A 21,805-nucleotide genomic window follows, 5' to 3' on the forward strand; every position below is an offset into this window, starting at 1 on the left:
GGCAGGGTATCGCCTGCCAACCGTATTACATCTACGGGCAGGCGGCAGGCGGCAAGCGATAGCGGGTTATGCCAGGAAACTGGACGTTTCGTGTCTGCCAGTGCCAGTAGGATTATGTATTTTCTGTTCCGATACAATTGAAGTTTGCTTTGGTTGGCCTTGATCTTGGCGCTGCACAGCCCAATGTCATGCGCCCGACCTGGAGAAGAGACATGAGAGAAGCTGTAATTGTTTCAACCGCCCGTACCGGACTGGCAAAGTCCTGGAAGGGTGCTTTCAATATGACCTATGGCGCAACGCTGGGTGCGCATTCAGTATCGCACGCAGTCGCGCGCGCCGGTATTGATCCAACTGAAGTGGAAGATGTGATCATCGGTTCGGCCTTGCCTGAAGGCACAACCGGCGGCAATATCGCACGGGCCATTGCCTTGCGGGCCGGCCTGCCGGTCAGCGCAGGCGGGGTAACCGTCAACCGCTTCTGCTCGTCGGGGCTGCAGGCCATTGCCATGGCGGCGCAGCGCATTATTGTCGACCAGGTTCCGGTGCTGGTGGCCGGCGGCGTTGAAAGTATTTCCTGCGTGCAAAATGAGGCTAACACCCTCATGCGCCAGGACCCATGGTTGCGTCAGCACAAACCCGAGCTGTACTGGAGTATGTTGCAGACAGCGGAAACCGTGGCCAAGCGCTATGGCATTTCGCGCGAGGCACAGGACGAATATGGCGCCCGCAGCCAGCAGCGTGCCGCCCGGGCGCAGGCAGAAGGGCTGTTCAATGATGAAATTGTGCCCATGACAACTGTCATGAGCGTCTTTGACAAGGCAACCGGCGGCATTGCCCGCCGTGAAGTAACCATTGCTGCAGATGAAGGGATCCGTCCCGATACCACGCTTGAAGGCGTGTCCAAAATCCGCCCGGTGTTCCCCAAAGGCGTTATCTCGGCGGGAAATGCCAGCCAGTTTTCAGACGGATCATCGGCCTGCGTGCTGATGGATGCCGAAGTGGCGCGTCAGCGCGGTCTGAGCCCAATGGGCATTTTCCGCGGGTTTGCCGTAGCAGGTTGTGAGCCCGATGAAATGGGCATTGGTCCGGTTTTTGCGGTGCCACGTTTGCTCGAGCGCGCCAGCTTGAAGGTCGATGATATCGGTTTGTGGGAATTGAATGAAGCCTTCGCCTGCCAGGTGCTGTATTGCCGTGACAAACTAGGTATTCCCGATGATCGGCTCAATGTCAACGGGGGGGCGATTGCTGTCGGCCATCCGTATGGCGTGTCTGGCGCCCGCATGGTCGGCCACGCCTTGATCGAGGGCAAGCGCAGGGGGGTTAAATACGTGGTGGTCACTATGTGTATCGGTGGTGGCCAGGGCGCGGCAGGGCTGTTCGAAGTGGCATGAACCGCCCCGATTATTCCGCCGTCTGGCCGCGTGGGCGCAGTCGGTCGCTAAGCGTACCGGAAACGGCGCTGCATGCCAATCTGGAGATATCAGCTCTGCGCTATCCGCACAAGCCTTGTCTGGTGTATTACGGCGCCAGCTACAGTTATGGGCAGGTGCTGGCGCAGGTGCAGGCCCTTGCCGGGTTTCTGCAGCACGATTGTGGCGTGCGCAAGGGTGACCGGGTGTTGCTGTATATGCAAAACAGTCCGCAATTCGTGCTTGCCTACTATGCGATTTTGCGGGCCGATGCGGTGGTGGTGCCAGTCAATCCGATGAACCGGGCCGACGAGCTGCAACATTACATTCGTGATACCGGCGCCACTGTGATCATCTATGGTCAGGAACTGCATGAGCAGGTTGCTTTACTTGGCGCTGCGGCGCCGGCCAGCAAGCTGGTGGCGGCGTATCATGATTATCTGCCCCCGGCAGGATCGGATCAACACGTACCGGATGTTGTTGCCGAGCCTGCGCAGGCCCTGGCCGGTAATGGCGTAGTGCTTTGGCGCGACGCACTGGCCGGCGGCCGGGGCCCGTTGCCCTCATCGGCCGTGCCGGCAGATATGGCTGTCATGCCGTATACGTCAGGCACCACCGGCCATCCCAAAGGCTGCGTTCATACCCACCGCTCCACCATGTATAACACGGTGTCCGCAGCGGTATGGTATGACGGAGGGAATCAGGACGCAGTTTTTCTGGGCGTGTTGCCGTTTTTTCATGTTACCGGCATGGAAGGGGTCATGAACAGTGCCATTTATCTGGGCGCGACCATCGTTATTATGACGCGCTGGGATCGTGTGGTGGCGGCCCAATGCATCGAGCGCCATCGCGTTGGCCGGCTGGCGCTGATCGCTGCCATGGTGGTTGATCTGCTGGCCATGCCCGACCTGTCTGCCTATGATCTGTCCAGTATTGCCCGGATCAGCGGGGGTGGGGCGGCCATGCCCGAAGCGGTTGCAGAAAAACTGCAACGCGAGTTTGGCCTGACCTACATCGAAGGTTACGGGATGTCCGAAGTCATGGCGCCAACGCACATAAACCCGGAGCGGTATCCCAAAAGGCAATGTCTGGGGATTCCGATTTTTGATGTGGATTCCCGTATTATTGATCCGGTCACCTTGCAGGAGCTGCCGCAGGGTGAGGTTGGCGAAATCGTCGTGCATGGGCCTCAGGTCATGCAGGGCTACTGGAACAATGAACAGGCATCGGCCGACGCATTCATCAGTATTGACAACAAGCGTTTTTTGCGCACCGGAGATCTGGGGCGCATGGATGAGGACGGATACTACTTTATGGTGGATCGGCTCAAGCGCATGATCAATGCCTCGGGTTTCAAGGTCTGGCCAGCCGAAGTGGAATCCATGATGTATGCGCATCCCGCGATTCTTGAGGCCTGCGTTGTTGGCGTGACTGACGAAAAACGCGGCGAGACCGTCAAGGCTTGGGTTGTATTGCGCGACGGTAGCCGCGGCAGGGTCACTGAACAGGACATCCTGGATTGGTGCCGCCAGAAAATGGCCGCGTACAAGGCGCCACGGATTGTCGCCTTCACCGACGCGCTGCCTAAAACGTCCTCAGGAAAAGTCTTGTGGCGCGCGCTCGGGTAAATAACACAAGCGAAATATGAAATAATGACTTGCACCAGTAATGGCATAAATATAGATTCAGACAAAAGAGAATACAGGTATAACAGATGATCAACAAATTTATAGACGATATACAGGTTGCGGTTGCCGATGTCTTTGATGGCGCCACTGTGCTTATCGGCGGGTTTGGTGGCGCGGGCCACCCGACGGAACTGATCCATGCCCTGATCGATCAGGGCGCAAAAGAGCTGACCGTCGTCAACAACAATGCGGGCAATCATGACACGGGGCTGGCGGCGCTGATCAAGGCAGGTCGCGTACGTAAAATGATCTGCTCATTTCCCAAGGCTTCGCATTCGCACGTCTTTAACGAGATGTACAAAGACGGAAAAATTGAGCTCGAGTGTGTTCCGCAGGGCACGATCGCAGAACGACTGCACGCTGCCGGCGCCGGGATCGGCGGATTCTATACGAGAACCAGCTATGGCACCGACCTGGCCAAGGGCAAGGAAACGCGCAATATCGACGGTGTTGACTATGTGTTCGAGACGCCGATACACGGCGATTTTGCACTGGTGCTGGCAGAGAAGGGCGACCGCTGGGGAAATCTGATCTATCGCAAGGCTGCCCGCAACTTCGGGCCGGTCATGTGCATGGCGGCAAAAACCACCATCGTTCAGGTGAAGCAGAAAGTCGAACTGGGCCAGCTTGATCCGGAAACGATTATCACCCCCGGCATTTTCGTGAATCGGATTGTCGAAGTAGCCAATCCGGCCATCTCCAGTTAAGCAGGTCATATGATGAATAAATTGAACAGAAACCAAATGGCCGAACGCCTGGCCAAAGATATCGCCCCCGGCAGTTATGTCAATATCGGTATCGGCATGCCCGAGCTGGTCGCCAACTACCTCAAGCCAGAAGACGAAATTCTGCTGCACAGTGAAAATGGCATTTTGGGTATGGGCCCTGCCGCGACAGGCGATGACATTGACGGTGAGCTGATCAATGCCGGAAAAAAACCGGTCACATTGCTGACCGGCGGCGCATTCTTTCACCACGTGGACTCGTTTGCCATTATGCGCGGCGGACATCTGGACTTGTGCATCATGGGCGGGATGCAGGTATCTGCAGACGGCGATCTGGCCAACTGGTCGCTGGGCCGCCCCGGCGAACCACCGGCAGTAGGTGGGGCCATGGATCTGGCTGTGGGCGCCCGCAAGGTGTACATCCTGATGGAACACAATGCCAAAGACGGGTCGCCCAAGATTCTGGAAAAGTGCACGCTCCCAGTCACAGGTTTGGGCGTGGTCAGTCGTGTCTACACCGATATCGCCGTCCTGGAAGTCACGCCGGCGGGTATGGCAGTGGTGGAAAAACTCGTCGATATCACAGATGAAGAACTGCAGTCGCTCACTGGCGCGAAACTGATTTTCGCCTGAGTATCCGATAGCTATTAATATCAGAATGAAATAACACAGAGGAAATGTATGAATAACGCTTATATTTGTGATGCTGTCCGTACGCCGATTGGTCGCTATGGTGGCGGTCTGTCCACCGTGCGCACCGATGACCTGGCTGCACTGCCGATCAAGGCATTGATGGAACGTAATCCGAACGTAGACTGGAGCAAACTGGACGATGTAATCTATGGCTGCGCCAACCAGGCCGGCGAAGACAATCGTAACGTTGCCCGCATGGCGCTGTTGCTGGCGGGAATTGACGTACAGGTTCCGGGCGCGACATTGAATCGCCTTTGCGCATCCAGTCTGGATGCCGTGGGTACGGCTGCGCGCGCCATCAAATCGGGCGAAGTCGATCTGATGATCGCCGGCGGCGTAGAAAGCATGTCACGTGCGCCGTTTGTCATGGGCAAGGCCGAATCCGCCTATTCCCGGGCTGCCAAAATCGAAGATACCACGATCGGCTGGCGCTTTATCAACCCGAAAATGAAAGCGGCGTTTGGCGTGGATTCCATGCCGGAGACTGCTGAAAACGTCGCGGACGACTTCAAGATCTCTCGTGCCGATCAGGATGCATTTGCATTACGCAGCCAGCAGCGCGCTGCAAAGTCCATTGCCGATGGCGTATTCAAGGAGGAGATTATTCCCGTGAGCGTCCCTCAGCGCAAGGGCGATCCCGTGGTAGTTGATACGGACGAGCACCCGCGTGCGACGACGCCGGAAGCGCTTGCCAGGCTCAAGGGCGTTGTACGCCCTGATGGCAGCGTGACGGCGGGCAATGCATCAGGAGTGAATGATGGTTCCTGCGCGGTGCTGCTGGCCTCAGAAGAGGCGGTCAAGAAATATGGCCTCAAGCCCAAGGCACGCGTAGTAGGGATGGCCGTGGCCGGTGTGGCACCACGCATCATGGGCGTGGGTCCCATCCCGGCCGTGCGCAAAGTGCTGGAAAAAACCGGCCTGACGATCGAACAAATGGATGTGGTAGAACTGAACGAGGCTTTTGCTGCACAGGCGCTGGCCGTGACGCGTGATTTGGGCCTGCCTGACGATGCAGCGCATGTGAACCCGAACGGTGGCGCGATTGCCCTGGGTCACCCCCTGGGTGCGTCCGGTGCGCGTCTGGTAACGACCGCCATGTATCAATTGCAGCGTACCGGCGGCAAGTATGCCTTGTGCACCATGTGTATTGGTGTCGGCCAGGGTGCTGCTGTCATCATCGAACGCGTGTAAAGCATGTTCGGCCAGTGCGTTAGCGTGGCGGGGCGAGAACGTCGGCACTGCTGAACGCATGCAGCGGTAAACGTATATAGCGGTAAATTAAAAAGGCTGGGCAATCTATGTTGCCCAGCCTTTTTTTTATGGGAAAAACCAGCGGTTTTTATGGGAAAAACCAGCGGTTTAATGCCCCAGGATCTTCGAGAGGAAATGCTTGGCCCGCTCGGAGCGTGCTTCCTGGTTGCCGAAGAATTCTTCCTTGGCACAATCTTCAACAATCTGGCCTTCGTCCATGAAGACGACGCGGTCAGCCACTTTGCGGGCAAAACCCATTTCGTGGGTCACTACCATCATGGTCATGCCTTCCTTGGCCAGATCGACCATTACATCGAGCACCTCGTTGACCATTTCAGGATCAAGCGCCGATGTGGGTTCATCAAACAGCATGGCCATGGGATCCATGGCCAGCGCCCGGGCAATGGCCACACGCTGTTGCTGGCCGCCAGACAGCTGGCCCGGGAACTTGTCCTTGTGTTCAATGAGTCCCACGCGGTCCAGCAGCTTGCGGCCGCGTTCCATGGCCTCGCCCTTGGAGCGATCCAGAACCTTGATCTGAGCCAACGCCAGGTTTTCCATGACGGAAAGGTGCGGGAACAGCTCGAAGTGCTGAAACACCATGCCGATTTTGGAGCGCAGTTTAGGCAGGTCCGTTTTCGGGCCGCCCACCGAGACGCCGTTGAAGAAAATCTCGCCCTTCTGGAAGGGCTCCAGGCCGTTGGCGGTTTTGATCAGTGTGGATTTGCCTGAGCCCGACGGACCGCAAACCACCACAACTTCACCTTTGCTGATTTCGGTTGTGCAATCGGTCAGAACCTGGAATTTTCCATACCATTTACTAACGTTTTTAAATTCAATCATAGCCATGGAGAAATACCTTATCGAATAATCGTCAAACGCCGATCGATCACTTTGACCAGACGAGAGCAAACTAAAGAGATGACAAAATAGATAGCCGCTGCGAATATGTACAGCTCAACTGGGCGACCGGTAATGTCGGCGTTGATGCGTGCCATACCCAGCAGGTCATTTAGTGACAACACGGTCACCAGAGACGTATCCTGGAAAAGAACAATCATTTGCGTGAAAATCACAGGCAGCATATTGCGGAAAGCCTGTGGCAGCACGATCAGTCGCATTACCTGAAAGTAACGCAGTCCCAGCGCATAGCCTGCGCCCACCTGCCCGCGGGCGATCGACTGGATACCGGCACGCATAATTTCGCAGAAGTAGGCGGCTTCAAACAGCGTGAAGGTAATCAATGCGCAGGTAAACCCGTTCAGTGGCCGCGATACCATCCTGGCAGACTCGTTGCCTTCTATATAGGTGGCCCACATGAAGTCGACCCAACCCAGAATATACGGCACCAGGAAGAAGAACCAGAACAGGATCAGGATCAGCGGCAGCGAACGCATGATGTTGACGTAGGAGCCGGCGAACCAACGGAAAATATTGATGGACGACAGGCGCATCATTGCCAGTACAGTGCCCCAGATCAATGCCAGAACCGTGGAATAAAGCGTCAGCTTGAGCGTAAAAACCAGGCCTTGCATTAGCAGTGCGGGCGCGGCCTGCTGGATAACGCCCCAGTCAAAGGCGGCAATGCTGACCGATGAGGCGGAGAGAAGTAAATCTTGAAAATTCATCATGTGCTCCTACCCTTTTCCTGAAATAAAGCCAGGAACACTGAAGAAACGTTCAACGGCCGACATGATTACCAGAATCAATAAGTTGATGATGACATACAGGGCGGTTGCCGCCAGGTATGAAGGGAAAGTTTGGAATGTGGATTCCTGCATGGAGGCGGCTGCGCCGGTAATCTCCAGCAAGCCGATGGTGTAGGCAACCGAAGAGTTTTTCAGCAGGTTGAGCATTTCAGAGGTCAGTGGCGGGGTAATGATGCGCATTGCCATGGGCAACAGCACATACTTGTACATCTGAAAGCGTGTCAGGCCAAGCGCCGTCGCCGCCATGGATTGTCCGCGCGGCAGCGAGCGAATGCCCGAGGACAGCTGGATGGCAATCCGCGATGAGGTAAACAGCCCCAGACACAAAACCGCCGGCCAGAAGACCGAATAGGGGTACTGCATGCTGATGATTGCCTTGCCTATTTGTTCTGGCAGCACCTGGGGGATCACGTAGTACCAGAGGAACAGTTGCACCAGCAGGGGGATATTTCTGAACAGCTCGACATAGCCAGAGCAGATTCTGGACACCAGCCGATTCTGGCTGGTCAGCCCGATACCCACCGCGACGCCCATGACAAATGCGAGCACCCACGCGATAGCAGACAGCTGCAGTGTCCAACCGACAGCGGAGACGAATGCCTCCATATAGGTATTCCCGCTGGGGGATATCTGACAGAACAGGGACGCGTTATCGATATTGGCCGGGTCACAAAATATTGTGGAGATTGACATAATTTGAAACGCAATTTATAGAAAACAAAAAACGGCACAAAACACAGCGAAAGCGGGTTTTGTGCCGTCGGACAGAGGCCGGTTTATTGGTATGTAGCCGGGTCTGGTGAATCTGTAGGATTGGCAAGCGCTTTCTTGAGGGCTTCCGACATAGGCAGATTCATATTGATGTTTTTCGGAGGAATGGGATTTTCAAACCATTTTTTGTAGAGCTTTTCGAGTTCGCCGCTCTTGATCATGGCGATCACTGCGTCATCCACCGCTTTCTTGAACTCGGGATCGTCTTTGGGTTGAATCATCGCGTAAGGCTCGGTGGTGAGCGCTGTGTCGCTGACGATCCATTTGTCAGGATCTTCAGAGTTGGCAACCAGGCTGGCCAGCAACACGTCATCCATGAAGAACGCTTTGGCACGACCGGCCTGAACTGTCAGGAAGGCGCCCGCATGGTCTTTCGAAGGAATAATATTCATGCCCAGGTTTTCCTTGGCATTGGTAGCGGCGAGCCATTTGATGTTGCTGGTGCCGGCCGTGGAGGTCACCGTCTGGCCTTTGAAGCCGGCGACATCCTTAATATTGTCAGCCTTGGCCGAGACGAAGCGGGTAGCGGTCACAAATGTGGTCGGCGCAAAGCTGACCTGTTTCTGGCGTTCAGCATTGTTGGTTGCCGAGCCGCAAGCCAGGTCGATCGTACCATTCATGATCAGGGGAATTCGGCTGGCCGAGGTCACGGGAACCTGTTTGATAGTGAGTTCTGTGCCCAACTGTTTTTCCAGCGCTTTGACGATGCCGTCGCAAATTTCCTTGGAGTATCCAATTGGCTTTCCACCGTCCAGATAGGAAAAGGGTATAGAGGAGTCACGATGACCCAGAGAAATTGTTTTTGTACTTTTGATTTTGTCCAGACGGCCTTCGGCGTGGGCGGACAAACCAATTGAAGAAATAAGTGCAGCAAGCACGAGACTTGATAACTTCATGGAAAACTCCTTTATAACGGTGTTGCTAGTATGAACGAAATGCTCATGCTTAGGGTTCAGGTTTTACCCTAATTTTTGACAAACTGTCTTTTGGACTAAAACTGCAATTCTATTTTTAATGGATTTTAATGTACTTTAAAACAAAATATACATATAGATACACATTGCATTATGGTGGCATTACTACGCACCAAAGCGATTTTGCCGATGTGCAAAACCGGTGCGGTTTGCTGGTGGCGCCAGTATGGCGCGCGCGGGAAAAATGTATTGCTGATGCGAAACCGTCGCTGCCACGATGAATGACATAATCACATTTGCATTTCCCCCGCATATGCCCGGGGGCAGCGCGTTGGCAGGAGGCTCGCAACGGTAGTTGCTGCCATAACCACAACCGTAGCCGTAGCCTGCAGCCGCAGCCACAGCCACAGCCACAGCCACAGCCACTCGGCAACTGTGACAACGCATAACAATAGCTGGAGAGGGTGCCCTGAGGTTCAGGGAGCTGGCATGTGGAAACAATGCAGGCAAAGGGTGCCTGCGACGATCGTCTGGCAAATGCTGCGCTGCCTTGAGGGCAAAGTGTGGGCCAGCAGCGTGTTGTACTTCGCTGATTCGGGCGGGTCTGGCACAGCGGGCATCATTGCACCGATCGCCAGGAAAATGCAGGGTGCAATACAAAAATTACACTTTTGGTGTATCCCCATTCTCCGCTGCAGGTGTTTGCGACTAAAATGACGTTTTAATCAGCCGGTTTCCAATTGCATGTATAAACCCTCCTACCCGCATCCTGTTCTGGCCCGAGAGGGCTGGCCCTTTATCGCCGGCTCCCTCATTCTGGCGCTGTTGGTGTCGTGGTGGTCCATTGCTGCAGGGCTGATCTTCTGGCTGCTGGCCATTTTTGTGATTCAGTTTTTTCGTGACCCGCAACGCCAGGCGCCTGACGGCGAACGCGTGGTGCTGTCACCGGCTGACGGCCGGATTGTGTCGGTAGACAAAACCACCGACCCATATACCAAGCAACAGGCCCTGAAGATCAGCGTGTTCATGAATGTATTCAATGTTCACTCCAACCGCTTCCCGGTTAGCGGGCGGGTAACCCAGGTTCAGTATTACCCTGGTTCTTTCGTTAATGCCGCGCTGGACAAGGCGTCGGTCGAGAACGAAAGAAACGCGGTTCATATCGCGCTCGATTCCGGCGAGCAGGTGACTGTTGTGCAGGTTGCCGGTCTGGTGGCCCGCCGCATTCTGTGCTATGTCAAGCCGGGCGATAGCCGGCAGGCCGGAGAGCGTTATGGATTCATTCGTTTCGGTTCACGTGTCGACGTCTATCTGCCACCAGCTTCCCGCCCGCGGGTAGCCATTGGCGATAAGGTGTCGGCCACTTCTACTGCACTGGCTGACCTGCCCGAACCGGCTTCATCGGTCAATCAAAGCGATACGTTATGAACGAAAATCTGCCACGTCCGCGCAGCGCTATTTATCTGCTGCCCAATGCATTTACGACGGCCAATTTGTTCGCCGGCTTTTATGCCGTGGTGCAAGCCATGAACGGGCGTTTCGAGGTGGCAGCCATCGCCATTTTTGTCGCGATGGTGCTGGACGCCATGGACGGTCGCGTGGCGCGGCTGACCAATACCCAGTCAGCTTTCGGCGAGCAATATGATTCCATGTCCGATATGGTGTCTTTTGGTATTGCACCGGCGCTGGTCATGTATGAATACCAGTTGCAGGCACTGGGACGCTGGGGCTGGATCGCTGCCTTTATATACGTGGCTGGTGCGGCGTTGCGTCTGGCTCGTTTCAATACCAATATCGGTGTGGTCGATAGCCGGTTCTTTCAGGGGTTGCCCAGTCCCGCCGCGGCGGCGCTGGTGGCCGGTTTTGTCTGGCTGTCGGTCGATAATCGTATCCCAGACTATGAATCGCTGGCCTGGCTGGCCTTTGTGCTGACGGTATACGCCGGTATCTGCATGATTTCAAATGCGCCGTTTTTCAGCGGCAAGTCTCTGGCGCTGGAGAAAAAGCTGTCGCCGCAAAACATCATGCTGGTGCTGGTGCTTATTTTTGCTTTTGTATCGTCCGATCCTCCCATTGTGCTTTTCCTGTTGTTTATTGTGTATGGGTTGTCGGGTTGGACCGTGTGGTATTGGCGCTGGCGTCGGGCGCAGCAGTTACACGATAGCCGCCGCGAGAGCAGGGAGGCAGAGGCTGCAGGCGCAAAGCCAGAGGACGCTGCGACGGTGCATAAGGCGGATCAGGCGGATCAGGCGGATCAAGCTGGTCGGTCGCAATCGCCGACGCGCAATGAACCGCATATTGCGGAGTCACCGGACCAGGACAAACCCAAAGACTGGTTCAAAAAAGACTGACCAGGAACGTGCCGGAATCCGGCACGTTCTTAAAAGCCCATGATTTCAAACTCATGGTCATAGGCGGGATCTGGGCCGGGATGGTGGTGTGTTACCTGCTGGCCGTCACGGCCCAGATAGACATACATCAGTGAGTTCCAGGCATTGGCCTGCTTGTAACGATATTCCCAGACCACTTCATTTTTCTCGCCCAGCCCCACGCGGGTCACCTTAGCGGGTGGGCCGAACTCGCAGGTGACGTCCTGTGGTGTCCATACCCCCTTGTCCAGCTTGCGAAAATTCTCATCGGTCAGGATGGATTCCATCCGATCGGCGATGCCCGCGCTATTGAAACGCGTACCGTAAGCATATTGACCGTTGGGCTGCTGGGTCCAGATGGCCCGGGTGCCGCCATCGGCGGTGGGGCAGGTGAAATTGGGCGACCCCATGGTCTCCAGGACGACGGATTTTGGCGAATTGGGCGGTACGTCCCGGTAACTGGCGCAAGCACCCAACGTCACGCAAAGGCCAATCAGACTCACGGTGCGCAGCAGTTTGCGCGGCGCAGCCGCCTGCGAAAAAAACGGACTTTTGCGCCGGCGGTGCAGGCCAGTGTTGGAAAAAAAGCCCGGAAATTGGGAAAAACAACGGAAATTAGGCATATTTGAACCTGTATGGCTAAGGTTTGCGTGTGTTTTCGGGCTGAATCATATATAATTGTCGGTCTTGACTGAAAGCCAAAAATGCAGCCCTGCATGGCATCTGACGTGTTCATTGTAGCGTGTAAATCCGCAACAGGACAGATCAGAGCGAGTATGGTGGGGTACGCAGTCGTCTATCCGGGCAAAAGTGTATGCCGTATTTCCGGGAACAGATGCTCAGCGCGGCGCAATCAATCGTGCATCAAAACCAATGGTTAATATGACAGTTGTTTTTTAGCTGTCGGATCGCTGGGGCTGTTGCTGATCGTTTGCTTTGCTTCTCGCAAAGTCCTGACACGGTAGTGACCAGGCTTGCTTGGAAGGCCAATGCAATCACAAACGCCGGTGTCGGCAGATATATCCATCAGGCTATTTCTGTTTTATGCTTATGGTGGTTCGGTCGGGAAATTATCCGATATTTTATTTTTAATACTTCACGGTAAAACGCCTCGGTTTTACCGCCAGTTAATGAGGCTTATTCGATATGTCAGTTGCTGATATCAAAAAATCTGAAATTGTTACTCAATACGGTCGCGCTCAGGGCGATACAGGTTCTCCCGAAGTGCAGGTTGCATTGCTAACCGCTCGTATCAACGAATTAACCGGTCATTTCAAAGAACACATGAAAGACCACCACTCACGTCGTGGTTTGTTGCGCATGGTTAGCCGTCGCCGTAAACTGCTCGACTACCTGAAAGGTCGTAACCCTGACGCTTACCGCTCACTCATCGAAAAACTCGGTCTGCGTAAGTGATATTGGGTTTGCGCCCAACACAAAACCGTGCAGAGCGCCAGGCTGGCGCCTGGCACGGTTTTTTTATTGTGCCGGAACGGGGTTTGGACGCGTACACAGAATCGTGGTGTGCGGCTGAAAACGGACAGATCTCTCTGGCTTTATTGTAAGGATTGAAAAATGTTTAACAAAGTGACCAAGTCGTTTCAGTATGGCGATCAGACTGTTGTGCTGGAAACCGGCGAAATCGCCCGCCAGTCTTCAGGCGCCGTTGTGGTTTCAATGGGTGATACCGTTGTGCTGGCCACCGTCGTTGCAGCAAAAAATGCCAAGCCTGGACAGGATTTTTTCCCGCTTACCGTTGATTATGTAGAGAAAACCTACTCTGCCGGCCGTATTCCCGGTGGTTTTTTCAAACGCGAAGGCAAGCCTTCCGAAAAAGAAACACTGACGTCCCGCCTCATCGATCGCCCTTTGCGTCCGCTGTTTCCTGAAGGTTTCTATAATGAAGTACAGGTCATTATTCACGTGCTGTCGGTCGATCCGCAGGTTGATCCCGATATTGCGGCACTGATCGGTAGTTCAGCTGCGCTGGCCGTGTCCGGCATTCCGTTTGACGGCCCTATCGGCGCTGCGCGCGTGGGCTATACCAATGGTCAGTATTTGCTGAATCCGACACAGGACCAGTTGGTGGATTCAGAAATGAACCTGGTTGTTGCCGGTACCGAAAATGCCGTGCTGATGGTTGAGTCCGAAGCCAAACAGTTGTCCGAAGAAGTGATGCTGGGTGGCGTGGTGTTTGGCCATGAGCAAATGCAGGTTGCAATCAATGCCATTCATGACCTGGTGGCCGAAGCCGGTAAACCCGAGTGGGACTGGCAGCCAGAAGTCAAAAACGAAGCGCTGATCGCTGCGGTGACCGCCGCTGCCGAATCGGGCTTGAAAAGCGCCTACGAAATCCGTCAGAAACAGGAACGGACGGCCAAACTGCGTGAAGTGATTGCCGGAGTTAAGCAAACGCTGGCTGAGCAGGCAGCGCAGGCTGGTCAGGATGCACCTGATGGGGTTGCGGTCGACGATATTCTGTTCGATCTGGAATCCAAAATCGTGCGTGGCCAGATCCTGGCTGGCGAGCCTCGCATTGACGGTCGTGACACCCGTACGGTACGTCCTATCTCTATCCGTCTGGGCGTGTTGCCTCGTACCCATGGCAGCGCACTGTTCACCCGTGGTGAAACTCAGGCGCTGGTTATCGCTACGCTGGGCACCAAGCAGGATGAGCAGATTATTGACTCGGTGATGGGCGAACATCGCGACCGTTTCATGCTTCACTACAATATGCCTCCGTATGCAACCGGCGAGACCGGTCGTTTCGGCGTACCGAAACGCCGTGAAATCGGCCATGGCCGCCTCGCCAAGCGCGCACTGATTTCAACGCTGCCTGCCCACGAAGATTTCCAGTACACCATTCGCGTCGTATCTGAAATTACAGAATCTAACGGTTCTTCATCCATGGCTTCCGTTTGCGGCGGCTCACTGGCCATGATGGATGCGGGCGTACCTGTCAAGGATCACGTGGCCGGTGTGGCCATGGGCCTGATCAAGGACGGTGGCAAGTTTGCTGTGCTGACCGATATTCTGGGCGACGAGGATCACCTGGGCGATATGGATTTCAAAGTGGCCGGCACTAAAAATGGTATCACTGCGCTACAGATGGATATCAAGATCCAGGGCATTACCAAGGAAATTATGCAGGTCGCACTGGCTCAGGCCCGCGAAGGCCGCATGCATATTCTGGGTAAAATGACCGAGGCGCTGACCGGTTCGCGTGAAGAACTATCTACCTTTGCGCCGCGCATGTTGTCCATGAAAATCAATCCGGAAAAAATCCGTGATGTGATTGGCAAGGGTGGCGCCACGATTCGTGCGCTGACAGAAGAAACCGGTTGCCATATCGATATCAGCGACGAAGGCGTGGTCACTATCTCCAGCGCCGACCTGGACAAAGCCAAGGAAGCCGAGCGTCGTATCGCTGAACTGACTGCCGTGGTTGAAGTGGGTCAGGTCTACGAGGGTACCGTACAGCGTCTGCTGGACTTTGGCGGTATCGTGCAGATTCTGCCTGGTCGTGATGGCCTGTTGCATATTTCTGAAATCGCCAACTACCGTATTGCCAACATCAATGATGTGCTGACAGTAGGACAGAAGGTCAAGGTCAAGGTTATTGAAGCTGATGATCGCGGTCGTTTGCGTTTGTCAGCCAAGGCATTGGGCGGGCTGGAAGGTGCGCAGGAAAATGCGCCGGCAGAAGGCGGCGAGCCGTCTGAAAAACCTGCTGAGTAAGCCATACCGGCAAAGAGTATTGTTTCGTCAGAAGCAATACTCTGGTACCGCAGGCCGTTGCGGTGTTGGCAGTTGATGTATCACTGGTAAACGTAAAGGCCGTGCAAAAAAAACTCCTGATCAGAAATGACCAGGAGTTTTTTTATTGTGTCTCAGGCCAATCGATTGCAGCGAGCGCGACAATCGGTTGGCGGCAATCGTAGATCAGACCGCGCCCTGATCGATCATGGCATCAGCGACCTTGCGAAAGCCGGCGATATTGGCGCCAAGCACCAGGTTGCCTGGCTGGTTGAATTCGTCTGCCGTTTCCCATGCGTTGGTGAAAATATTCTTCATGATGTTTTTCAGGCGCAGGTCAACTTCGTCAAAACTCCACTGAATCATGGAGGCGTTCTGCGCCATTTCGAGTTGACTGGTGGCAACGCCACCGGCGTTGGCTGCTTTGCCAGGCGCGTAATGGATGCGGGCCTTGAGAAATTCCTCGACGGCTTCAGGCGTGGAAGGCATATTGGCGCCTTCTGCCACCAGTTTGCAGCCGTTGGCGAGCAAGGCCAATGCGTCGGCCTGGTTCAGTTCGTTTTGTGTTGCGCTGGGGAAGGCCAGATCGCAGGGAACGGACCATACCTCGTTGCGGCCAGGCGCATAGTCGGCTGCAGCCTTGTAAACGGCATCGGGATGCGCTTGCAGATAGTTCTGCAGAGGCGCCTGCTGCTTTTCCTTGAGCTGCTTGAGCGTTTCCAGATTAATACCGGATTTGTGGTATATCATGCCGCGCGAATCGCTGCAGGTCACTGGCGTTGCACCCAGTTGATACAGTTTTTCGATCGTGTAGATGGCCACGTTGCCGGCGCCCGATACGGCGCAGATTTTGCCATCCAGATGGTCGCCTTTGTTTTGCAGCATATTCTGGGCAAAGTAGACCGCGCCATAGCCGGTCGCTTCGGTGCGCACCAGCGAACCACCCCATGGAATGCGTTTGCCGGTAAGCACACCCTCGTAGCGTCCAGTCAGGCGTTTGTATTGGCCGAAAAGGTAGCCTATTTCGCGGCCGCCGACACCAATGTCGCCGGCCGGCACGTCGATGGTGGGGCCGATGTGTCGGTAGAGTTCTGACATAAAGGCCTGGCAGAAACTCATGATTTCATTGTCTGACTTGCCTTTGGGATCGAAATCACTGCCGCCTTTGCCGCCGCCGATAGCCAGGCCGGTGAGCGAGTTCTTGAACGTCTGCTCAAAGCCAAGAAATTTAATAATGCTGGACGAGACGCTGGGGTGAAAACGCAAGCCGCCCTTGTATGGACCGATGGCGGAGTTGAACTCGACCCTGTAGCCCTTGTTGACGTTAATTTTACCTTTGTCATCTACCCAGGTAACCCGAAACATGATCTGACGCTCAGGCTCAACGATACGTTCTATGATGTTCTGATCCAGATAATGCTTTTCTTTTTCGAACAGCGGAGAAAGTGATTCGAGTACTTCCAGGACAGCCTGATAGAACTCCGATTGCGATGGGCTGGATTTGGCCAGTCGGGCCAGCGTCGTATCAATATATGTCATATGAATTGAATGTAATGATCAGATTAAGGGTTACAGGCAAACGTATGCACGCCGGGCGTACCCAACGCGTAGGGCTGCAGGGTGAAAACGGCGGGATGCACAATGATTGTTATGCGAGGGGTAAATATAATACCGCTATATTGTGTGCAGTGCAGCGAAAAATGCACTATCTAGGTGATTGCCCTGATTTATTTTGGCGCATTTTGATGAATATATAAGTATATTGGATCCAATTGGTGCGCTTTTCCTTGTTGCCTGCTACATTCCGGGGCAGGGCGACCATTCTCGGAAGTACTCAGCCATGAGGCCCGCCAGGCAGGCGCCGTGTGGATCACGGCAACCCCGGGCGGTGCGATGGGCTGGTGGATCAGCCTGTAATTGCGGTGATACCGGCTATGGCTGTTTCAGCGTCCTGGCTGGCCTGGACACCTGATACGCCGACAGCGCCAATGGTCTGGCCATCAACCACAACAGGCACGCCACCTTCGAGCATGCCTGAAATGGCTGGTGCCGACAGAAATGCGTAGCGACCATTGTTGATCATTTCTTCGTAGCCTTTGGTTTCGCGGCGGCCCAGCGCTGCTGCATGGGCTTTGGCCGGCGCAATATGGGCGGAAACCGGCGCAGCGCCATCAAGGCGTTTCAGGGCCAGCAGATGGCCGCCATCGTCAGTCACGGCGATGGTCACGGCCCAGTTGTTTTTGCTGGCGTGCGCGGCCGCTGCATCGATGATTTTCTGTACGTCTTCCTGGACGAGAACGGGCTTGGTTTTCATAATGGCTCCGAAATGGGTTGTCAAACCGCCTATTATAGTGAGGAACCATGCCGGGTTTGTAACTTCTGATGATAAAGCAGTGTGCACCAAAGTTTCGAATCAATGCGCAGGCAAGCGGCGCTGGTGTCTATCTGGTCGGCCCAGGATGAGAACAATGCCCGCTTCGCTGGCTGGATGCATAACCGTGTCAGCGTCTTGTAAACGCAGGCGACGGGACCCTATGTGGCATCGACTGGCCGGATGCGACCGACGACGGCGATTGGCAGCGGCGCAACGGGGCGCCGCTGCCAATACCATCATGCTGCCTTGCTTAATGCAGTACGACGATAGGCTTCAAGCAATTGCGCTCGCCGCGCCGCAGCTTTTTGCATATTGGCCTCTTTGATATGACCATAGCCACGGATATCGTCGGGCAGGCGGGCCAGCTCCACAGCCGTATCGTAGTTGGCGTCATTCAGGCTCTGATCGATTTCATCCAGTAAGGCGAAATACTCTTCGATCAGGGCGCGCTCGGCGCGTCGCTCTTCGGTGCGGCCAAAGGGATCAAGCGCGGTGCCGCGCAGGGGTTTGAGGTGCGCCAGAATAGCGAAGGTCTTCATCACCCACGGGCCATATTTCTTCTTGATCAGATGCCCTTTTTTATCTTTTTTGCTGAACGCGGGCGGCGCGAGATGAACATGCAGTGCATAGTCGCGACCCGGCTCGCCTTCGAACTGCTCACGCAGTTTGTCAAAATAGGCGGGGTCCGTGTATAGGCGAGCCACCTCGTATTCATCCTTGTAGCTCATTAGCTTGGCCAGGTTGCGGGCCACCGCCTCGGTCAGGATATGGCCGCTGAAGCCACGTTCTTTTTCGGTCTCGCGGATGCGCGCGACCGCCTGCGTAAAGCGTCGTGCGTACCGCTCGTTCTGGTATTTCGTCAGATGTTGCTCAAGGCGCTTGATCAGCGCGTCGGTGCTTTCCGGCATGCTGATCAGGTTCTCGTGGCGCGTCGTGCGCTTGCTGTTGCCAAGCGGTACAGACTGCAGGCCATGATGCGCCAGATAGCGACCCCATTCGAAGGCGGCCAGGTTCTTGTCAACGGCAACGCCATTGAGTTCGATGGCGCGTTCCAGGCTTTCGTGGTGAAGGGGAATCCATCCTTTTTGCCATGCGTAGCCCATCATCAGCGGGTTGGCGAAAATGGCATCGCCCAGCAGCGCAACCGCATAGCCATTGGCATCCAGAAAATCACATTTTTCCCGGCCTAGCAGATCCAGCATATCGTGCTCGGTAATGGCAGAAGGGAACTGCCATTTCGGGTTCTGGAAAATTTCTGCGGTCGGCACCTTGGCGCTGTTGATAGCCGCTACCGTTATGCCCTTGCGGGTTTTGGATGTAATCTCGCGGGACGCTGCCACAATGGCGTCGCAACCGATAATCAGATCGGCTTCGCCCATGCCTATGCGGGTCGAATGCAGGTCTGCCGGCCGGTTGCCGATCTGTACATGGCTCACGACGGCGCCGCCTTTCTGCGCTAGTCCGGTAATGTCCAGTACGTTGACGCCTTTTTCTTCCAGGTGTGCCGCCATGCCAAGCAGGGCGCCGATGGTGACCACCCCGGTGCCGCCTACGCCAGGCACCAGAATGTTGTACGAGCGTTCGATCAAGGGCGTCGAAGGCGCTGGAATGTCCGCTTCTATTTTTTCAAATGATAGCGTGGCGGTCTGGGGCTTGCGCACTTTGGCGCCCTCAGCGGTCACAAAGCTGGGGCAAAAGCCGTTAAGGCAGGAGTAGTCCTTGTTGCAGGAGGACTGGTTGATGCGGCGTTTGCTGCCCATCGGCGTGTCCACCGGCTCCACGGAAAGGCAGTTCGATTTGACGCCGCAGTCGCCGCAACCCTCGCACACCGCTTCGTTGATGAAGACGCGCCGGTCGGGATCGGGGTAGGCATTGCGTTTGCGACGTCGGCGTTTTTCGGTCGCGCAGGTCTGATCGTAGATCAGGATTGTCGTGCCTTCGGTATCGCGCAGTTCCAGTTGTACATCATCCAGCGAATCGCGATGGAATACGTCGGGGTTGCCAATCAGGCTGACCCCTTTGTATTTTTCAGGCTCGTCGCTGACAATCACGATGCGGACAGCGCCTTCTGCATGCAGTTGGGCATTGATTTGTGGCACCGTTAGCGTGCCATCCACAGGTTGCCCGCCTGTCATGGCAACTGCATCGTTGTATAGAATTTTGTAGGTGATGTTGACTTTGGCTGCGATTGAGGCGCGGATCGCCAGAATGCCTGAATGGAAATAAGTACCGTCACCCAGATTGGCAAAAATATGCTTGGTGGTCGTAAAGTCCTTCTGTCCGATCCAGGGGACGCCTTCTCCGCCCATCTGGGTAAAGGTATCGGTGTTGCGATCCATCCAGATGGTCATATAGTGACAGCCAATACCGGCCACTGCACGCGAGCCTTCGGGCACGCGAGTCGACGTATTGTGAGGGCAGCCGGAACAGAACCAGGGCTTGCGCTCCTGCACGACGACCGGCCGTTTGGCATCCTGTTCCTTGGCATGGATAATTGCAATGCGGGCCTGAATGCGGGCGCGCACCTCGTCGGGAAGCGCGTGCTTTTCCAGGCGCTTGGCAATGGCCTTGGCGATAATGGCAGGCGATAGTTCGTAATTGGCCGGCAGCAACCAGTTGCCGCGGGGTACTGACCATTCGCCGCCGCCATCGTCGCGCGCATCAAATTTACCGTAGACATCGGGACGGACGTCGTCGCGCCAGTTATACAGTTCTTCCTTCAGGGCGTATTCCATGATCTGGCGTTTTTCTTCGACCACCAGGATCTCATCTAGGCCTTCGGCAAAGTGTCGGGCACCTTGCGCTTCAAGCGGCCAGACGCAGCCCACTTTGTACAGCCGAATGCCAATGTCCGTACAGGTCGCTTCGTCCAGGCCCAGATCGGTCAGCGCCTGTCGCACGTCCAGATAGGCCTTGCCGGCAGTCATGATGCCGAACCGGGCCTTGGGCGAATCAAAAATGATCTTGTCCAGCTTATTGGCGCGCACATAGGCCAGCGCTGCGTAGAATTTGTAATTGTTCAGCCGGGCTTCCTGGTCCAGCGGTGGATCGGGCCAGCGAATGGACAAACCACCCTCGGACATGTCAAAGTCCGGCGGCGTAATGGTCTGGACGCGGTCCGGATCCAGTTCGACCGACGAGCTCGATTCGATCACGTCGGTAACGCATTTCATGGCAACCCACAGGCCCGAATACCGGCTCATGGCCCAGCCGTGTACGCCAAAGTCCAGATATTCCTGCACATTACTGGGGTATAGAACGGGGATGCCGGCCGATTGCAGGTTATGCTCGGACTGATAGGCCACCGTGGATGATTTGGCGGCATGGTCATCGCCTGCCAGCAGCAACACGCCACCAAACTGGCTGGAGCCGGCCGAGTTGGCGTGTTTGAATACATCCATAGAGCGGTCCAGGCCCGGTCCTTTGCCATACCACATGGCAAATACACCCTGTTTGGTTGCGCCGGGAAACAGATTGACCTGCTGTGAACCCCAAACCGCGGTGGCGCCAAGCTCTTCGTTGACGCCGGGCTGGAACGAGATCTCATGTTCGGCGAGGTATTTTTTTGCCTTCCACAGACTCAAGTCCAGATTTCCCAGGGGCGAGCCACGGTACCCGGAAATGAATCCGCCGGTATCCAGCCCGGCGCGCCGGTCCCGGTCTTTCTGCAGCATGGGCAGGCGCACCAGCGCCTGGGTGCCACTCATATAGACGCGGCCTCTTTCCAGGCTATATTTGTCGTCAATGGTGGTATTCTTCAGGGCATCCTGTGCCACTTTAGGTAGTGGGGCATTCATACTTTTGTCTCCGATATGGTCCATATGCATATAAGCGCATGATTCCCTGACATTGTCATAGTCGTCTTGTGAACGGTATGAACAACGGTCTGGAATGTTCACCGCCTTTCGGGGCGATGCTATATCGTCCTGATGAATGGCAGCCGATTCTTTGCTGCAACTCATCATGATTGCCTGCCGATGTGAACCCGGAGTTGCAGCGGAGTCACAGGCCACGAAAATCGGAAGGCAAATTCTTTAATTGACGTTAACGTAAAGTTAAGGCATTTTCAGCTACAGCGAAACAAAAATAACCCGCATTAGGGTATATCCTAGAATCATGTTAGTCGTGTGCGCAACAAAGCGCAAG

16 protein-coding genes and 1 pseudogene are annotated in these 21,805 nt (G+C 55.2%); 9 read left to right on the plus strand and 8 right to left on the minus strand.

Translation table 11 applies throughout. The annotated features are described in order from the left end of the window. Positions 1-212: 212 nt before the first annotated feature. The 5 genes from INT32_RS03990 (at position 213) to pcaF (ending at position 5,706) form a co-directional block, all read left to right on the plus strand. The gene (locus INT32_RS03990) at positions 213-1,391 is read left to right on the plus strand and encodes an acetyl-CoA C-acyltransferase (protein ID WP_193087430.1); all 1,179 of its coding nucleotides are present in this window, start codon (positions 213-215) and stop codon (positions 1,389-1,391) included. After that, positions 1,388-3,037 carry a long-chain fatty acid--CoA ligase gene (locus INT32_RS03995; protein ID WP_193087431.1) on the plus strand — a complete coding sequence of 550 codons (1,650 nt, stop codon included), beginning with the start codon at positions 1,388-1,390 and terminating at the stop codon, positions 3,035-3,037. The genes INT32_RS03990 and INT32_RS03995 overlap by 4 nt, the downstream gene beginning before the upstream one ends. Positions 3,038-3,123: 86 nt before the next feature. After that, a complete protein-coding gene (locus tag INT32_RS04000; protein WP_193087432.1) occupies positions 3,124-3,804 on the plus strand; it encodes a 3-oxoacid CoA-transferase subunit A in 681 nt (226 codons plus the stop codon). A gap of 12 nt (positions 3,805-3,816) precedes the next feature. Continuing rightward, positions 3,817-4,455 (plus strand): 3-oxoacid CoA-transferase subunit B, encoded by a 639-nt coding sequence (locus tag INT32_RS04005; RefSeq protein ID WP_193087562.1) that lies wholly within the window; start codon positions 3,817-3,819, stop codon positions 4,453-4,455. A gap of 48 nt (positions 4,456-4,503) precedes the next feature. Next, positions 4,504-5,706, plus strand: coding sequence for a 3-oxoadipyl-CoA thiolase (gene pcaF / locus INT32_RS04010; protein ID WP_193087433.1), 1,203 nt, complete (start codon positions 4,504-4,506; stop codon positions 5,704-5,706). A 168-nt stretch (positions 5,707-5,874) separates the two neighbouring features. Here pcaF and INT32_RS04015 read toward each other — a convergent pair whose 3' ends face one another. The 4 genes from INT32_RS04015 to INT32_RS04030 form a co-directional block, all read right to left on the minus strand. After that, the gene (locus INT32_RS04015; RefSeq protein WP_193087563.1) at positions 5,875-6,609 is read right to left on the minus strand and encodes an amino acid ABC transporter ATP-binding protein; all 735 of its coding nucleotides are present in this window, start codon (positions 6,607-6,609) and stop codon (positions 5,875-5,877) included. A gap of 17 nt (positions 6,610-6,626) precedes the next feature. Beyond that, positions 6,627-7,394, minus strand: a complete 768-nt coding sequence (locus tag INT32_RS04020) for an amino acid ABC transporter permease (RefSeq protein WP_226816478.1) — start codon at positions 7,392-7,394, stop codon at positions 6,627-6,629. 9 nt (positions 7,395-7,403) lie between these two features. Further along, entirely contained in the window at positions 7,404-8,168 is a 765-nt protein-coding gene (locus tag INT32_RS04025; protein WP_193087434.1) for an amino acid ABC transporter permease, read from the minus strand. Positions 8,169-8,251: 83 nt separating this feature from the next. After that, positions 8,252-9,142 (minus strand): amino acid ABC transporter substrate-binding protein, encoded by an 891-nt coding sequence (locus tag INT32_RS04030; protein WP_193087435.1) that lies wholly within the window; start codon positions 9,140-9,142, stop codon positions 8,252-8,254. 762 nt (positions 9,143-9,904) lie between these two features. Here INT32_RS04030 and INT32_RS04035 point away from each other — a divergent pair. Further along, a complete protein-coding gene (locus INT32_RS04035; RefSeq protein WP_193087436.1) occupies positions 9,905-10,588 on the plus strand; it encodes a phosphatidylserine decarboxylase in 684 nt (227 codons plus the stop codon). Beyond that, positions 10,585-11,346 (plus strand): annotated as a pseudogene (gene pssA / locus INT32_RS04040) (CDP-diacylglycerol--serine O-phosphatidyltransferase); the annotation flags it as partial. The gene INT32_RS04035 and the pseudogene pssA, both read left to right, overlap by 4 nt. A 194-nt stretch (positions 11,347-11,540) precedes the next feature. Here pssA and INT32_RS04045 read toward each other — a convergent pair. Next, the gene (locus INT32_RS04045) at positions 11,541-12,152 is read right to left on the minus strand and encodes a hypothetical protein (RefSeq protein WP_226816480.1); all 612 of its coding nucleotides are present in this window, start codon (positions 12,150-12,152) and stop codon (positions 11,541-11,543) included. 523 nt (positions 12,153-12,675) lie between these two features. On the opposite strand from INT32_RS04045, the gene rpsO reads away from it, so the two are divergent. After that, entirely contained in the window at positions 12,676-12,945 is a 270-nt protein-coding gene (rpsO, locus tag INT32_RS04050) for a 30S ribosomal protein S15 (protein ID WP_193087438.1), read from the plus strand. Between the two features lie 159 nt (positions 12,946-13,104). Further along, positions 13,105-15,267 carry a polyribonucleotide nucleotidyltransferase gene (pnp, locus tag INT32_RS04055; RefSeq protein WP_193087439.1) on the plus strand — a complete coding sequence of 721 codons (2,163 nt, stop codon included), beginning with the start codon at positions 13,105-13,107 and terminating at the stop codon, positions 15,265-15,267. Positions 15,268-15,471: 204 nt separating this feature from the next. Here pnp and gdhA read toward each other — a convergent pair whose 3' ends face one another. From gdhA to INT32_RS04070, 3 genes are all read right to left on the minus strand, one after another. Further along, positions 15,472-16,824 (minus strand): NADP-specific glutamate dehydrogenase, encoded by a 1,353-nt coding sequence (gdhA, locus tag INT32_RS04060; RefSeq protein ID WP_193087440.1) that lies wholly within the window; start codon positions 16,822-16,824, stop codon positions 15,472-15,474. A gap of 367 nt (positions 16,825-17,191) precedes the next feature. Beyond that, positions 17,192-17,599, minus strand: coding sequence for a heme-binding protein (locus INT32_RS04065; RefSeq protein WP_193087441.1), 408 nt, complete (start codon positions 17,597-17,599; stop codon positions 17,192-17,194). Positions 17,600-17,895: 296 nt separating this feature from the next. After that, positions 17,896-21,456 (minus strand): indolepyruvate ferredoxin oxidoreductase family protein, encoded by a 3,561-nt coding sequence (locus tag INT32_RS04070; RefSeq protein ID WP_193087442.1) that lies wholly within the window; start codon positions 21,454-21,456, stop codon positions 17,896-17,898. Between the last annotated feature and the right edge of the window lie 349 nt (positions 21,457-21,805).

This window comes from Advenella sp. FME57 (assembly GCF_014897675.1).
GTDB lineage: Bacteria > Pseudomonadota > Gammaproteobacteria > Burkholderiales > Burkholderiaceae_B > Advenella.